Annotated in this window: 12 protein-coding genes; 8 read left to right on the top strand and 4 right to left on the bottom strand. The window is 74.5% G+C overall.

Annotation, left to right across the window (positions count from 1 at the left end):
- Positions 1-411: 411 nt before the first annotated feature.
- Together GA0070606_RS03820 and GA0070606_RS03815 are read right to left on the bottom strand one after the other, a co-directional pair.
- A complete protein-coding gene (locus GA0070606_RS03820; RefSeq protein ID WP_141721918.1) occupies positions 412-1,611 on the bottom strand; it encodes an IS110 family RNA-guided transposase in 1,200 nt (399 codons plus the stop codon).
- A 267-nt stretch (positions 1,612-1,878) separates the two neighbouring features.
- Positions 1,879-4,098 (bottom strand): glycoside hydrolase family 43 protein, encoded by a 2,220-nt coding sequence (locus GA0070606_RS03815; RefSeq protein ID WP_091095129.1) that lies wholly within the window; start codon positions 4,096-4,098, stop codon positions 1,879-1,881.
- Between the two features lie 129 nt (positions 4,099-4,227).
- Between GA0070606_RS03815 and GA0070606_RS03810 the strand changes: the two genes are divergently transcribed.
- The 6 genes from GA0070606_RS03810 (at position 4,228) to GA0070606_RS03785 (ending at position 11,023) form a co-directional block, all read left to right on the top strand.
- Positions 4,228-4,974 carry an ArsR/SmtB family transcription factor gene (locus tag GA0070606_RS03810; RefSeq protein WP_091095127.1) on the top strand — a complete coding sequence of 249 codons (747 nt, stop codon included), beginning with the start codon at positions 4,228-4,230 and terminating at the stop codon, positions 4,972-4,974.
- A gap of 641 nt (positions 4,975-5,615) precedes the next feature.
- Positions 5,616-6,632, top strand: a complete 1,017-nt coding sequence (locus GA0070606_RS03805) for a cytochrome P450 (RefSeq protein ID WP_245724557.1) — start codon at positions 5,616-5,618, stop codon at positions 6,630-6,632.
- Positions 6,629-7,423: an isocitrate lyase/PEP mutase family protein gene (locus GA0070606_RS03800; RefSeq protein WP_091095125.1), complete on the top strand. Its 795-nt coding sequence runs from the start codon at positions 6,629-6,631 to the stop codon at positions 7,421-7,423. The genes GA0070606_RS03805 and GA0070606_RS03800 overlap by 4 nt, the downstream gene beginning before the upstream one ends.
- A 140-nt stretch (positions 7,424-7,563) precedes the next feature.
- On the top strand, positions 7,564-8,523 hold the full coding sequence (locus GA0070606_RS03795; RefSeq protein WP_091095123.1) for a DUF5715 family protein: 960 nt from the start codon (positions 7,564-7,566) through the stop codon (positions 8,521-8,523).
- 4 nt (positions 8,524-8,527) lie between these two features.
- The gene (locus GA0070606_RS03790; protein ID WP_091095121.1) at positions 8,528-10,138 is read left to right on the top strand and encodes an asparagine synthetase B family protein; all 1,611 of its coding nucleotides are present in this window, start codon (positions 8,528-8,530) and stop codon (positions 10,136-10,138) included.
- 54 nt (positions 10,139-10,192) lie between these two features.
- The gene (locus GA0070606_RS03785; protein WP_091095120.1) at positions 10,193-11,023 is read left to right on the top strand and encodes a MerR family transcriptional regulator; all 831 of its coding nucleotides are present in this window, start codon (positions 10,193-10,195) and stop codon (positions 11,021-11,023) included.
- A gap of 105 nt (positions 11,024-11,128) precedes the next feature.
- On the opposite strand, the gene GA0070606_RS03780 is transcribed toward GA0070606_RS03785, so the two are convergent.
- Complete coding sequence (locus GA0070606_RS03780; RefSeq protein ID WP_091095117.1) at positions 11,129-11,473, bottom strand: winged helix-turn-helix domain-containing protein; 345 nt, start codon at positions 11,471-11,473, stop codon at positions 11,129-11,131.
- Positions 11,470-12,192, bottom strand: coding sequence for a hypothetical protein (locus GA0070606_RS03775; protein WP_091095114.1), 723 nt, complete (start codon positions 12,190-12,192; stop codon positions 11,470-11,472). Before GA0070606_RS03775 ends, GA0070606_RS03780 begins: the two co-directional genes overlap by 4 nt.
- Before the next feature lie 122 nt (positions 12,193-12,314).
- Here GA0070606_RS03775 and GA0070606_RS03770 point away from each other — a divergent pair, with 122 nt between their 5' ends.
- Positions 12,315-13,247 (top strand): PfkB family carbohydrate kinase, encoded by a 933-nt coding sequence (locus tag GA0070606_RS03770; RefSeq protein ID WP_091095112.1) that lies wholly within the window; start codon positions 12,315-12,317, stop codon positions 13,245-13,247.
- Positions 13,248-13,329: 82 nt separating this feature from the next.
- Positions 13,330-14,334 (top strand): linear amide C-N hydrolase, encoded by a 1,005-nt coding sequence (locus GA0070606_RS03765; RefSeq protein ID WP_091095110.1) that lies wholly within the window; start codon positions 13,330-13,332, stop codon positions 14,332-14,334.
- Positions 14,335-14,359 lie beyond the last annotated feature (25 nt).

Raw genomic sequence — 14,359 nt, 5'->3', positions numbered from 1 at the left:
CGAATATGCGCGGCGGGCGTACGGTGCGTATCCAAACGAAGGACCGTATACTGTCGTGCGAACAGTGGTTAATAGGGCGGATATTCCGGCCAGTGCCATCATGCCGCATACGGCAGACGTCGTTGACGGTGGCGTAGCGCTGGGGTCCGATGATCTTTCAAAACTTGGTCGCCCACGTATTATGCCCAGCATGAGTACTGGCATCGGGTGCTAGGAGGAACAGCAATGAGGTTTGTCGTTGCCTCTTCATCCGAACTCAAGTCGGAGCACCTATCTCACCTGCTCGGGGGTCTCCCGAAGGTCGCCGTCCGGAGTGGATCTCTCGCGGAAGTGGGTGCAGATTGCGATGCAGCTGTCGTGCACTACACGGTTGCGCATGACCGGTACGGGGGGGTGTCCCTATGGGTTTCGTCAAGCGGGGACGGGGCTGGTGGGGCGTGGTTGGTAGGGGATCTTGTCGCGGAGCATGGCGTAGAGGACGTCGCAGCGGCGTCGGGCGAGGCAGATGAGGGCGGCGTTGTGGCGTTTGCCTTCGGCTCTCTTGCGGTCGTAGTAGGCGCGGCTGACGGGGTCGGCGAGGGCTGCAAAGGCGGCGAGGAAGAACGCGCGTTTGAGGTGTTTGTTGCCGCCGCGGGGTGGGTGTTCGCCGCGGATGCTGCTGCCGGATCGTCGGGTTACGGGGGCGAGGCCGGCGTAGGCGGCGAGGTGGCCGGGAGTCGGGAAGGCGGTGCCGTCGCCGACTTCCAGGAGGATCCGGGTGGCGGTCCTGACGCCGATGCCGGGCATCGAGGTCAGGACCGAGGCGAGAGGGTGAGCATCGAGCATCCTCTCGACTTCGCCGGCGACCTGGTCACGTTGCCGCAGGACATCGCGGAGGCTGTCCGCGAGGCGAGGCAGGATCGTCTCCGCCGCGCTGGTGCCGGGAACGGTGACGGTCTGTTCGTCGAGTGCGGTCATGATCTGCTCGACGAGCCGTTCACCCATGCGGGGCGCGTGGACGGCGGCTATGGACAGCAGTTTGCGGCGGCCGGCCTTGCGAAGCCCGGCAGGTCCGCCGCAGCGTGACAGCAGCTCCAGGACCGCCTTGTGGTGCACTTTCGGGCCGAGAACCCGTTCCAGGGCGGGGTGGATCTGGGTGAGCAGGCCCCGGATCCGGTTGGACACGCGGGTGGCTTCGCCGGCGAGGTCGTCGTCGAACCCGACCAGGACTTCCAGCTCGGCCAGGGCTTCGTCACCGACGTCAACCCGCCGCAACGTGTGCGGCAGGGTGCGGGCGGCGTCGGCGATGACGAAGGCGTCCCGGGCGTCGGTCTTCGCCGCACCGGGGTGCAGGTCAGCGATGCGGCGCATCGCCAGGCCGGGCAGGTAGGCCACCTGATGACCAGCAGCACGGGCCACCGCTACCGGCAGGGCGCCGATCGACGCCGGCTGGTCGACCACCACCAGCAATCGGCCGTGACGGGCGAGGTTGTCGAACAACTGCGCAAGACGGGCCTCAGTGTTCGGCAGCGGAGCGTCGTGCAACCGCGTCCCGTCCGGTGCCAACCCGACCGCGTGATGATCACCCTTGCCGACGTCCAAACCCAGGAAGACGCCATAACCGTCACGCACCAAACCCGCCTCCACGCATCGATCCGTGGCCTCAGCCGCTGGTCCAGGCGTCGGATTGCCGGCAGCCACGTTACGAAGAGACCTACCCCAACACGGGTGGCCGTGTCCCTATCAGCGGTCCACCGACGCCACCCGACCCGGCGACAACACCCCCCCGACCCTCGACGACTCAACCTGACCATTCAATATCTGTAATTGGTCGCCCTCTGCCGATCGTGTCTGGCGTCGCGGCGCGAGCCATCAAGGGCTCAGGCCGCAGGCGTGTGGTCAGCGGTGGAAGCGGACATAGTCGAACCGTGCGGTGAGCGCCGGCTCGGCCCCGCCGTGCGCGACCAGCCCAATGCGCGGGGTGGTGTCGGCCGGGAAGGTCCACACCCCGCCCCACGTCCAGTTCCGCCCGTCCCGGCTGGAGCCGGCCCGGAACTCGTGCTCGCCGGTGGCCGGGTCGACCCGGTGCGCCAGTCGCAGCCAGGTGGTCGTCGCCGGGGTGCCGACGATGTTGCCGCCGTAGACCGGCTGGCCGGCGAAGGGCAGCTCGTAGCCGTACTCGACCTGCCGGGTGTTCCAGATGGCGACCTGCGCCAGCCGGGCGAAGCGGTCGTCGTCGACGTAGGCGACCAGGCCGGCCTGCTGGTAGTTGCGCACGGTCTCCTCGCCGAGGTCGAGGGTCACCTTCGTCTCGACCACGTAGTCGCCGGTCGGCGCGTCGCGCAGCAGCACGCCGGCGGTGTTGCCGGTGCCGGTCAGGTCGGCGCCCTGCACCGGCCAGCGCAGCGCCCCGCCGGAGACGGTGGCCGCGGCGTCCGGCCGGACCCACCGCCACGCCGGGTCCAGCCCGTCGGTGAACTCGTCGGAGTATGCCGGCAGCAGGCCGCCGGCCCGCGGCTCGGGTACGGCGTGCCGCACGGGCCGGTGCAGGCGGGCGACGCTGACGTTGTCGAAGCCGGCGTCCCCGCCGGTGGCGGTCAGCGCGACCCGCCCGACGACCGGTCGATCCAGCCGCAGCGACAGCGTCGCGACCTGGTCGCCGAGCCGCGCGGGGCTCAGCTCGGCCGTGAGCTGGCGGCCGCGTACCTCGACGGCGAGGTTGTGGCCGGCCGCCGCGTCGAAGCCGGCGGGCAGCGGCGCGCTCGCGGTGCGGGCGCCGTCCCGGGCGACCAGCCGGCCGGCGGCGGCGTCGACCCGCACCGACACCCGGTCGCCGAGGGTGAGCCCGGCCGTCCCGGCGGCGGCGGGCCGCAGGTCGGCCTCCGCGCGCACGTCCCCGCCGATGGTCGTACGGCTGGTCAGCGTGCCGGCGCCGGTGAGCCGGCCGTCGGTGACGCGCCAGTCGCCGGCGGTGTGACGCCAGCCGGCGAGGCCGGCGTCGAAGCGTTCGTCCATCCGGCCCGTGGTGACGGGTGCGGGCCGCGCGCCGTCCGACGGGCCGGCGCCGGCGTTCACGGTCGGCCAGCCGTCGATCCAGTCGAGGCGGTCGAGCAGCATCGGCCGCTCGTTGATGCCGAACGGCTCGTCCAGGTACGGGTCGGCCCGGTCGATGGCGTGGTAGACGATCCAGTCCTGGCCGGACAGGTCGGTCAGGAAGCCGTTGTGGCCGGTGCCGATCCAGCGGTTGCCGTTCTGGGCGAGCACGGGGGTGCCGCCGGCCCGGGACGCGGTCAGCGGGATGCCGTCGCGGTCGACGAACGGGCCGCGCGGGCTGCGGGACCGGCCGACGTGGACGGAGTAGCCGGTGGCCGGGCCGGCGCAGCAGTTCGCGGTGGAGGCGAACAGGTAGTACCAGCCGTCGCGGCGCAGCACGTAGCTGCCCTCGAACTTGTTGTCGACGGCGACCAGGGTCGGTGTGCCGACGGCGCGCAGCCCGTCGGCGGAGAGTTCGGTGACCGAGATGCCGCCGTAGTAGCTGCCGTAGTAGAGGTAGTGTCTGCCGTCGACGTCGGTGAACTGGCTCGGGTCGATGGTCCACAGCCAGCCGCCGCCACCGCCGGGACGGGGCGCGACCACGGGCTCGTCGGCGAAGGTCCATGGGCCGGTCGGGGTGGGCGCGGTGGCCGCGCCGACGGCGAAGTCGCCGCCGTCGGGGGAGACGGTGGTGTCGGTGACGGTCACGTACATGACCCAGCGGTCGCCGACCCGGCGCACGTCGGGGGCCCAGAAGCCGGCGCCGGGCGCCGCGTAGGCGGGGCGCTGGTCGGCCCCGAAGGCGTCCCCGACGTACGTCCAGTCGACCAGGTCGGCCGAGCGGGCGGTGGGCACCCGGTGGAACGTCCCCTCGCCCTCGCGCAGCGGGTCGGTGGTGCCGTACGCGTACCAGAAGCCGTCCTCGCCCCGGACGATCACCGGGTCGGCGAAGGTGTCGGCGAATCCGGCGGAGACCGGGTTGCGGTAGCGGGAGTCGGGTGCGGCGGCGGCCGGCGCGGACGCCGTGCCGGCCAGGACCAGACCGATGACGGCGGCGAGCGCTCCGGCGCGGCGGAGGTGTCCCATCAGACCTGCCTCGGGTGGGAGATGTCGACCAGGATCAGTGGCTCCGTTTCTACAACGTTGGATACAACGTTGTAAAGATTCGCGGAACGTTCGGTGGGCGCCGGAACGTGCCCGTGTCAGCATGGTGCGGTGACCACCGCCGCCACGGACGGCCGGGCCCTGGCCCGGCTCGCCACCCTGCTCGCCGACGACACCCGCGCGACCATCTGCCTGGCCCTGCTCGACGGCCGGGCGTGGACGGCCGGGGAGTTGGCCCGGCTCGCAGGCGTGGCCCCCTCCACCGCCAGCGACCACCTCACCCGCCTGGTCCGGGGCGGTCTGCTGGTCGAGGAGCGGCAGGGGAGGCACCGCTACCTCCGGCTCGCCGGCCCCTCGGTCGCCCAACTCGTCGAGGACCTGGCCGGCCACGCGCCCGGCCGGCCGGAGCCCGCCCGCTCGCTGCGCGCCGCCCGCGCCGGCGCCGCCCTGGCGTACGCCCGCACCTGCTACGACCACCTGGCCGGCCGCCTCGGGGTGCTGCTGCGCGATAGGCTGCTCGCGCAGGGGCTGCTCGACGGCGTCGGCGGGCTGGCGCTGACCCCGGCCGGCCTGGGCTGGCTGGACCAACTGGGGGTGCCCGTCGCGCCGCTGCGGTCCGCCCGCCGTCCCCTCGTGCGTGACTGCCTGGACTGGACCGAGCGCCGCCCGCACCTGGCCGGCGCGCTGGGCGCGGCGCTGTGCGACCGGTTCCTCGAAGCGGGCTGGCTGACCAGGGGAACCGGCCGGTCGCTCCGGCTCACGCCGACGGGCGGGCCGGCGCTGGCCGCCGCGCTCGGCCTCGCCCCGGCCGACCTCGCCCCGGACGCGACGCCGGACACCGGTGGCGGCCGCGCCTGACTGTCGTGGTGCCTCCAGGGCCGTTCCCGTCGGTCGGTGTCCTCCGGCGCCGCGTCTGCCCGGATGGCGCGCCGGGCTCGGTCCTCGGTTCTTCGGCGGACTTGTTCACCAGCGGACCCATTACAGCGAGTAATGGTCGTGAGTTGTCACGGTGCGTAGTGGTCGGCGCTTCCGTCGTCTTGGTCCCGCTGGCCCCTTTGCTCTGCACCCATTGACGCGCCATGCGCCTGAGCTGGTGTTCCCTCGCGCTGCTCTGACCGATGCCGCGACGTCCATGACTACTTCGGCTAGCTGGTGCGTCCGCGGGTGCAGAGCAAAGGGGCGTGGAGCAGTCATCCCGCCGGGGCGAGCCGGCTACGCTGCGTCTCCGTCTGCCTGAAGTCGGCGTGCTGATGCGGCGGCCGATGCGGTCTGGTGTCCACGGTGCTCGGCCGGCGTCGCTGGGCACGAGTTCCGATCCGTTCGGCCCGGGTGGTGCGCACGAGTTCCGATCCGTTCGGCCCGGATGGCGTGCACGAGTTCCGGTCCGCTCGGCCCGGGGCGGCGGGACGGGGTGCGGGCGGCGCGGCCGCGGCATCGCTCGCGCCGGGGCGGCGGACGTTTCGGCGGCCAGCGAAGGATCGCGGCCCTACCGTCGCCGGGTGACCATCGACGACCTCGTCATCGCGCCCGCGCCCGGCACCCCGGCGTGCGGCCCGCCCACCCACCGTCCCGACACCGGCTGGACGGTGACGCGGCACGCCGACGTGCGGGCGGTGCTCGCCGACCCGGCCTGTCAGGTTCCCGTCGCCCCGGATGGCGCGCCCGGCACGCTGGCCTGGCTGCGCGGCACCGTCAGCCGGTTCAGCGCCCCGCACCGGCACCCCACCCGCCGGGCCGCCGGGGTCGCCGCGCTGGCCGCGGTCGACCACGATGAGCTGCGCGCCGCCGCGGCCCGGCTGACCGGGGAGGCGCTCGACCGTGCCGACGACCGGCTGGACGTGATGGCCGCGCTCGCGCGCCACGTACCCCTGCGGGTGCTGGCGGCGCGGCTCGGGCTCACCGATCCGGCGGCGGCCGTGCCGGCGGTGACCGCCGTGGCGGCGGCCTACCACCCCGGCGCCGACGCGGCGCGGATCGCCGCGGCCGACCAGGCGGTCTCGGCGCTGCTCGCGATCACGCCGCCGGGCCCGCCCGAGGCGGTGGCGAACCGGATCGGGCTGCTGGTGCAGGCGTGCGACGCCACCGCCGGGCTGATCGGCGCCGCGACCCGCCACGGCCTGGCGCTGCCCGCGACCGTCTCGACCGACGACCTGCTCGCCGAGGTGCTCCGGCTCGACCCGCCGGTACGCGGGACCCGGCGGGTCGCGGTCGCGCCGGCACGGCTGGCCGGCCACGCCCTGGCGGTGGGCGACGAGGTGCTGCTGCGCTTCGACGCCGCCAACCGGGACCCCGCCGCGCACGCCGACCCGGACCGGTTCGCGCCCGGCCGGCCCGGCGCGGCCCTGACCTTCGGCGCGGGACCGCGCGGCTGCCCCGGCGAGCGGCACGCCCTGGCCCTGGCCGCCGGGGTGGTGCAGGTGTTGCGCGACCGCTGCCGGAGCGTCGCCGCTCCGGTGACTCACGAACCGCACGCGCTGCTGCGCGTCCCGACGAGTATCGAGGTGGAGATCCGATGAACGAGCGCTGCGCCGCCTTCCACGCCCTGCACCACGCCGACCGACCGCTGCTGCTGCCCAACGCCTGGGACCACGCCAGCGCCGCCGCGTTCGTCGCGCGCGGGCATCAGGCGGTCGGCACCACCAGCCTCGGGGTCGCGGCCGCCGCCGGCCTGCCCGACGCGGCGGCGGCCACCCGGGCCGAGAACGTCCGGCTGGCCCGGGCGCTGCGCCGGCTACCGGTGCTGCTCAGCGTCGACGTGGAGGCGGGCTGCGACGACGACCCGGCGGCCGTCGCCGACCTGGCGGCCGAGCTCGCCGCCCTCGGCGTGGTCGGGATCAACATCGAGGACGGCCGCGCGGACGGCACCCTCGACCCGACGGAGCTGACGGCGGCGAAGGTGGCCGCCGTCAAGGCCGCGGTGCCGGACCTGTTCGTCAACGCCCGCACCGACACGTGGTGGCTCGGCACGCCCGACCCACTGCCGCAGACCCTCGCCCGGGCACGCGCCTACGCGGCCGCCGGCGCCGACGGCATCTTCGTGCCCGCGGCGCCGGACGCCGCCACGATCGCGGCGCTCGTCGCCGGCATCGACCTGCCCCTGAACGTGCTGCACCAGCCGGGCGGGCTCACCCTCGCCGAACTGGGAGCGCTCGGCGTGGCCCGGGTGAGCACGGGATCGCTGCTGTTCCGGGCAGCGCTCGGCGCCGCCCTGGACACCCTGGACGCCGTCCGGGCCGGCGGCGCGGGGCAGCCGGAACCGCCCTCGTACGCCGAGGTGCAGGGGTTGAGCGCGGCGTCCCGGCCGTAGCGGTTCGTGCCCGGCCGCGCCCGCCGGAAAGTCGTTAGGGGGAGATAAGAGGATTGTTCGGACTCATCCCGTCACGCCTGATTACGGTGTGCCCAGGGCGATGCACACAGTGATGTCGTGACGGGAGAGAGGACCCGACCATGCGAGTGCCCAGCCGAAGTCCGGGACAGCGACCCGGTCCGTCCGTCACTCCCGCCGCGCGGACGCGCCGACGCGTGCCCGGCGCGTCGCCCCGTCCCGCCGGGCCGGACCTCGACGCCTACCGGGCCGCCGTGGCCGACCTGCTGGTCGAGGTCGGCGCGCTCGCCGGGGAGTCCTGCGACGCCGCCCGGCAGGCGCTGATCGACGACCGGCTGCGCGAGCCCGCGATCGCGGCCGTGCTCGAGGCCACCCCGCAGGGGCTCGTCGGCGCCCGCGAGACGCTGCTGCTGGAGATGGCCCGCTACCAGCCCAACGCGCGCAGCTCCGCCGCCGACCTCACCGCGCTGGTCCGGATCTACCTGCTCTCCCGCGTCGACGTGATGTGGTGGCGCGACGCCCCCACCTTCCTCACCGACGCCCAGGTCGACGCCAGCCCCGACCTGGTCGACCTGGAGTGGCTGCGCCGCCGCGACCTGCTGCGCTTCCGCTACACCGAGCAGCCGAGGACGCTGCTCGGGCGGGGGATGCGGGCGGTCTCCCGCCGGCTGCGGCCCGCCGCCACCCCACGCACCGCCGGGCTGCGGTTCCGCCGGGCCCGGCGGGAGGTCGTGGCGCTGCTCAACGACATCGCCCGCGAGTTCGCCGCCAACACCCCGCCGGCCACCCCGCCGCTGTGGGTCACCAGCCTCGTCCGCAGCGCCGAGCACCAGCACCGGCTGCGCCGCCTCGGGTACGCCGCCATGGTGCCCAGCGGGCACTGCCTCGGTTGGGCCGTCGACGTCGAGCTGGAGTGGTTCGACCGCTTCGGCGCCCGGGAGACCCTCGCCGAGCTGCTGCTGTCCCGGCAACGCGCCGGCGAGGTCAACGTGGTCGACGAGGGGCAGGCGTGGCACCTGTGTCTCGCCCCCACCGCCGGACTGCGGCTGCGCCAAGCGTACGAAGCCGAGATGGGGGTCTGAGCCGATGTGCGGCATCGCGTTGAGCCTCGGCCCCGAGGCCGACCCGACGACCTTCCGGCGGATGCTCGCCACCCTCGCCCCGCGCGGCGAGGTCACCGAGACCCGCTACGAGAACGGCCTGCTCACCGGCACCCGCCGGCTGCCGATCGTGGACCGCGACCGTGCCGTGCAGCCGTGGGCCTCGGCCGACGAGCGGTGGCTGCTCTGCTACAACGGCGAGGTCTTCAACCACCACGAGCTGCGCGCCGAACTCGTCCGGCTCGGTCACCGCTTCCGCAGCGCCAGCGACACCGAGGTGGTGCTGGCGGCGTTCCTGCGCTGGGGCGAGGGCATGGTGACCCGGCTGCGCGGCGAGTACGCCTTCGCCGTCGTGGAGCGGGCCACCGGCCGGGCCTACCTGGTCCGGGACCCGCTCGGCGTCAAGCCGCTGTACTGGGCCCGGACGCCCGGCTGCCTGCACGTCGCCAGCGAGGTGAAGGCCCTCGTCGGGCATCGCGTGCCGATCGCCGAGGTGCCGCCCGGGCACCACGGCTGGGCCGAGCCGGACGGGTCGGTCCGGTTGCGCGCGTACGTCGACCTGCTCGCCCTCGGCGACGGGCTGCCGGTGGTGGACGACCCGGACGAGGCCGCCCTGCTCGTCCGTGCCGCCCTCACCGACAGCATCCGGATGCGCGTCGACACCGACCTGACCGTCGGGGTGGTCCTCTCCGGCGGGCTCGACAGCTCACTCGCCCTGCTGCACGTACGCGAGATGCACCCCGACTGCGTCGCCGTCACGGTCGGCGTGCCCGACAGCCCCGACGTGGCGTACGCGCGGCGGCTGGCGCGGGACCTGGGCGTGCCACACGAGGTGGTCGAGCTGCGCCCCCGCGACATCCGGCTGGCCGACATCCGGGAGGCGATCCGGATCTCGGAGCTGACCGAGTACGGCGACATCATCAACGCCGTGGTCTCCGTGCCGCTGTTCCGCCGGCTTCGCGAGCTGGACGTCAAGGTGGTGCTGACCGGGGACGGCTCCGACGAGCTGTTCGGCGGCTACCCGATGTACCACGAGGTCGGCCCCGAGGCGTCCCGCCGGCTCTTCCTGCACAAGATCCGCAACCTCTGCCGTACGGAGTTGCAGCGCGTCGACCGCGCCAGCATGGGGCACGGGGTGGAGGCCCGGGTGCCGTTCCTCGACCTGAGCCTGGTGGAGCTGGCGATGCGCCTGCCCGTCGGGCTGAAGATGCGCGAGGGGCAGGAGAAGTGGATCGTCCGGCGGGCCTTCGCCGACCTGCTGCCCGAGTATGTTCGGCGCCGCCCGAAGAACCCGATGTCGTACTCCTCGGGGCTGCACGAGCGGGCCCGGCTGTACAAGCCGCTCTTCGCCCGGCTGCACCGCTCGTTCGGCTACCACCTGCTCGAACCGGTGCGCCGCGACTTCGACAGCGTGCTGACCCGCTGCGGCAACGACCTCGACCGGGCGCTGGCGGCCGGCCGGGCCCGGCCCGACTACACCGTCCTGGAGCACGCCCGGGACCTGGTGGGCGCGGCGAAGTGGAACGCCGCGCCGATGGTGCGCCGGCTGGTCGGCCCGCGCCGCACCCGGGGCGACGAGGCGCCGCTGCCGGGGTGAGGTGACGCCCCGGGGTTGACTCTGACACGGTGTCACCGTCGACCGTAGGGGGCCATGTTCACCATCGGAGACTTCGCCCGACTGGGCCGGGTGTCGGTGCGGATGCTGCGCCACTACGACAGCATCGGACTGCTCCGCCCGGCCTCGGTCGACCCGCACACCGGCTACCGGTACTACACCGCCGACCAGCTGCGCCGGCTCAACCGGGTGATCGCCCTCAAGGAGCTGGGCTTCACCCTGGCCCAGGTCCAGGCGATCCTGGACGACGTCCTCGACGTCGCCGAGCTGCGCGGCATGTTGCGGCTGCGCCGTGCGCAACTGGAGGCGCAGGTGGCGGCGGACACCGCCCGGCTGGCCGGGATCGGGGCGCGGCTCCGGATGATCGAGACGGAGGGTCGGATGACCACCGAGGACGTCGTACTCAAGCAGCTCCCGTCGGTCCGCCTGGCGGAGCTGAGCGCCACCGCCCGCAGTTACCAGACGCCGGACATCGGCCCGGTGATCCAGCCGCTCTATCCCGAGCTGTTCCGCCGGCTGGCCGCCGCCGGGATCCAGCCGAGCGGGCCGGGAATCGCCTGGTACGCCCCGGCGGGGGCGGCCGACGGCGAGGCGGTCGTCGTGCACGCCGGGGTGACCGTGGCGGGCGATCCCGGCGCGGCGGCCGACGTGGCCGTGGTCGACCTGCCCGCGGTGGACGCCGCGGCGACGATCGTGCACCGCGGTTCGATGGACGAGGTCGAGCGGAGCATGGCGGTGCTGGCCCGCTGGATCGAGGAGCACGGCTACCGGGCGGACGGCTTCGCCCGCGAGGTCTACCTCGACTACTGCCAGGACGACCCGGACAACGGCGTCACCGAGCTCCAACTGCCGGTCCGCCCGGCCTGAGCGTCACGGGCGGGTGCCGGTCCGCCCGGCCTGAGCGTCACCGGCAGGTGCCGGACCGCCCGGCACCCGTCGGGGCGGCGGGGCCGGCGGCGGACGCCCGTGGTGTCACGAGCCCGGGTCCGGCTGGTCGGTGGCGGCCCGGATCCGGTCGACCAGTTGCTCGAGCGCGGCGACCTCCGCGCGCAGCGCCGTGCGGCCCTGTCGGGTCAGGCGCAGCCAGGTGCACGGCCGGCGGCCCTCGTAGCCCTTCGTCACCTGGAGCAGCCCGGCCTGCTCCAGGATCCTCAGGTGTCGGTTGAGGTTGCCGTCGGTCAGCCCGAGCTCGTCGCGCAGCGTGGCGAAGCGGCATTCGGGCGTCTCGCTCAACACGGTGAGGATGCCGAGCCGCACCCGCTGGTGGACGACGTCGTCGAGGGCGGTCGCCGGGTGCGGGGGCTGCTGCTCGGTCACGCGCGGCGGGCCGAGGCCAGGCGGGCGGCCGACACGGCGATCAGGGGCAGGGCCATCAGGACAAGATAGTGGCCCGGACGCAGGCCGAGCTGACCACCGAGGGAGTCGGTGCCCAGCGCCCAGGCCGGGATGGTGCCCAGCGGATACGTCGTGCAGAGCCACCCGGTGAGCAGGACGATCCACACCCCGGCGGCGACCAGTCCGCGGCTGCGTTCGGCCCAGCCGAGCACGAGGACCGTCGCCGCGAGGGGCAGCAGCGGGGACAGCAGGCCCGGCCAGTACGGGCCGGCCGCCACGGTCAGGCCGTCCGGCGCGGGCCGGGTGGGCACCGCCGCGATCACCGCCAGCAGGGCCAGTACGCCGAGACCGGTGCCGACGAAGGCCGGCCACGCCACCCGTACGCCGAGCCGGCGGGCGCGCCAGCGATACCACCCGGCGCTGCCGGCGAACAGCAGCGGGATGCCGACGAACCAGTAGACGTAGGACAGCACGGGCTGCCGCTGCTGGTCGGGCAGGCCGGCCCAGAAGGGGTGCTCCGCGTCGATCGCGTTCAGCGGGGCGAAGGGCGCCTCGTAGAGGGCGGCGCTGGCCAGCAGGAGCGCCGCCACCGCGGCGGCGGGCAGCCAGGCGCCGCCGTGGGCTCGGCGGGCGGCGCGGTCGCGGAGCCGGTGGAGCTCGGTGAGGGTCCGTTCGGCCTCTGCGGTCGGGTCGGGGTCCATCGGTCTACCTTTGCAAGAGAGAACACTTTGTTTCGCAGAGCGTAGGCGGTGGCGGCTCCGTCCACAAGGTCCGGTGCCGCCGCCGAGGAGTGCCGGGCTCCGCGCGGGGTAACACCGGGACCATGGCGGAGCTGGACGTGATGGTGCTCGGACAGATCGCCCGGGACCTGGTGCTGCTGGTCGACGAGGTGCCGGGTGCCGGCGGCAGCGCGCCGGTGCGCCGCCGTCGCGAGCTGCTCGGCGGCAAGGGGGCCAACCAGGCCGTCGGTCTCGCCCAGCTCGGCGCGTCGGTCGGGTTGCTCGGCGTGGTCGGCGACGACGAGGTGGGGCAGCGGCTGCTGGCGCAGGCGCGGGCCGACGGCATCGACGTCGGGCGGGTGCTGCGCCGGCCCGGCACCCCGACCGGGCTCATCGTCGACGTGGTCGACGCCGACGCCCGCTGGCGCTACCTCGAGGACCTGCCCGAGGCCGCGCTGCTCGGCCCGGACGACGTGGCCGGGGCCGCCGACGCGCTGCGCGCCGCGCGGGCCGTCCTGGTGCAGTTGCAGCAGCCGTCGGGGGCGGCCCTGGTCGCGGCCCGGACCGCCCGGGAGGCCGGCCGGCTGGTGGTGCTCGACGGCGCTCCGACCGACCTGGCCGACGCCGACGAGCTGCTCGCCGTCGCCGACGTGCTGCGGGCCGACGCGCAGGAGGTCGAGCTGGTCACCGGTGACGCGCCGCGCGACGCCGAGGGTGGGCTCGCCGCCGGACGCAAGCTGCTGCGGCGCGGCCCGTCCCTGCTGGCGATCGAGGTCGCGGGGCAGGGCAACGCGTTCGTCTGGCCGGAGGGCGAGCTGTTCGTGCCGCTGAGCGAGACGCCCACCGTGGACGACACCGGCGCCGGCGACGCGTTCGTCGCCGCGCTGACCCTCGGCCTGCTGCGCGGCGAGCCCCGGGACCGGGTGGCCCGGTACGCCGTGGCGGCCGCCGGCGCCACCGTCGGCCACCCGGGCGGGCGCCCCGCGCTGACCGACGAGGCGATCCGGGAGCAGCTCGGGCGGATCCCCGCCGGCTGACCGCCCTCGCCGCCGGTCGCGCGGTGGAACGACCGATCGGCCGGTGGACAACCCTCGATTCCTGCCCTAGCGTCCGGAGGGTATGCGGAGGACTTTCCTGGGCGCCGGTGTCGCCCTGCTGCTCGCCGTGACCGCCTGCTCCGGCGCGGAGTCCGGGCCGACCGCGCCGCCGGGCGTGGCGACGCCGACCGGCACGCCCAGCGCCTCCCGGCAGGACCCCGGCCAGGTCGAGAAGACCCTGGCCAGCCTGCGCAAGGTGAACGACCTGCCGTTGTACGAGATGACCTACGTCGGTGCGTACGACGCGACGGTCGGCACCGACGCGCGCCCGGCGAAGGCGTTCGGGTGCTCCCTCTTCGCCGCCACCGGCGACCCGGCCCGGCCGCTGTTCGCCCGCAACTTCGACTGGGACGCCAACCCGGCGATGGTGCTGCGCACCGATCCGCCGGACGGGTACGCCTCGATCTCGGTGGTGGACATGTCCTACCTCGGGGTCGGGCCCGACCCGACCGGCGACCGGCGGCTGCTCAACGCGCCGCTGCTGCCGTTCGACGGGATGAACGAGCGGGGCCTCGCGATCGGGCTGGCCGCCGACGACGGCGCGCGGGCCGTCCCCGTGCCGGGCAGGGCCACCGTCGGTTCGGTCCGCATCCAGCGCCTGGTGCTCGACCAGGCGGCCACGGTGGACGAGGCGGTGGCCGTCTTCGAACGGCACAACCTCGACTTCACCGACGGCCCGCCCCTGCACTACCTGCTCGCCGACGCGACCGGCGCCTCGGCCGTGGTCGAGTTCGTCGACGGGAAGATGTCGGTCGACAAGGGGCGCGGCGGCTGGCGGGCGCTGACCAACGTGCCGGTCGTCGGGGTCGACGAGCAGCGCCGCCGCGCCGACCACCGCTACGGCGTGATCGCCGCCGCGCTCGACCGGGCGGGCGGCGCGGTGGACGCCCCGGCGGCGTTCGAGATCCTCAACGACGTACGCCAGTCGCACACCCGCTGGTCGGTGACGTACGCCCTGCGTAGCGGCGAGGTGCGGCTGACGACCGCGACCGGCGGCGAGCGGCGCTACCAGCTACCGATGAGCTGACCCGCCCGCCCGCCCGCCTGCCCGC

This window comes from Micromonospora citrea (assembly GCF_900090315.1).
Classification (GTDB): Bacteria; Actinomycetota; Actinomycetes; order Mycobacteriales; family Micromonosporaceae; genus Micromonospora; species Micromonospora citrea.
This window is presented reverse-complemented; position numbering and strand designations above follow the sequence as displayed.

What these genes read in the sequence shown, in the direction of transcription:
- GA0070606_RS03790 (WP_091095121.1), top strand. Translation starts at nt 8,528, where the DNA reads ATGTGCGGCATCGCGTTGAGCCTCGGCCCCGAGGCCGACCCGACGACC.
- GA0070606_RS03815 (WP_091095129.1), bottom strand. Translation starts at nt 4,098, where the DNA reads ATGGGACACCTCCGCCGCGCCGGAGCGCTCGCCGCCGTCATCGGTCTG.
- GA0070606_RS03770 (WP_091095112.1), top strand. Translation starts at nt 12,315, where the DNA reads ATGGCGGAGCTGGACGTGATGGTGCTCGGACAGATCGCCCGGGACCTG.
- GA0070606_RS03765 (WP_091095110.1), top strand. Translation starts at nt 13,330, where the DNA reads ATGCGGAGGACTTTCCTGGGCGCCGGTGTCGCCCTGCTGCTCGCCGTG.
- GA0070606_RS03775 (WP_091095114.1), bottom strand. Translation starts at nt 12,192, where the DNA reads ATGGACCCCGACCCGACCGCAGAGGCCGAACGGACCCTCACCGAGCTC.
- GA0070606_RS03795 (WP_091095123.1), top strand. Translation starts at nt 7,564, where the DNA reads ATGCGAGTGCCCAGCCGAAGTCCGGGACAGCGACCCGGTCCGTCCGTC.
- GA0070606_RS03785 (WP_091095120.1), top strand. Translation starts at nt 10,193, where the DNA reads ATGTTCACCATCGGAGACTTCGCCCGACTGGGCCGGGTGTCGGTGCGG.
- GA0070606_RS03800 (WP_091095125.1), top strand. Translation starts at nt 6,629, where the DNA reads ATGAACGAGCGCTGCGCCGCCTTCCACGCCCTGCACCACGCCGACCGA.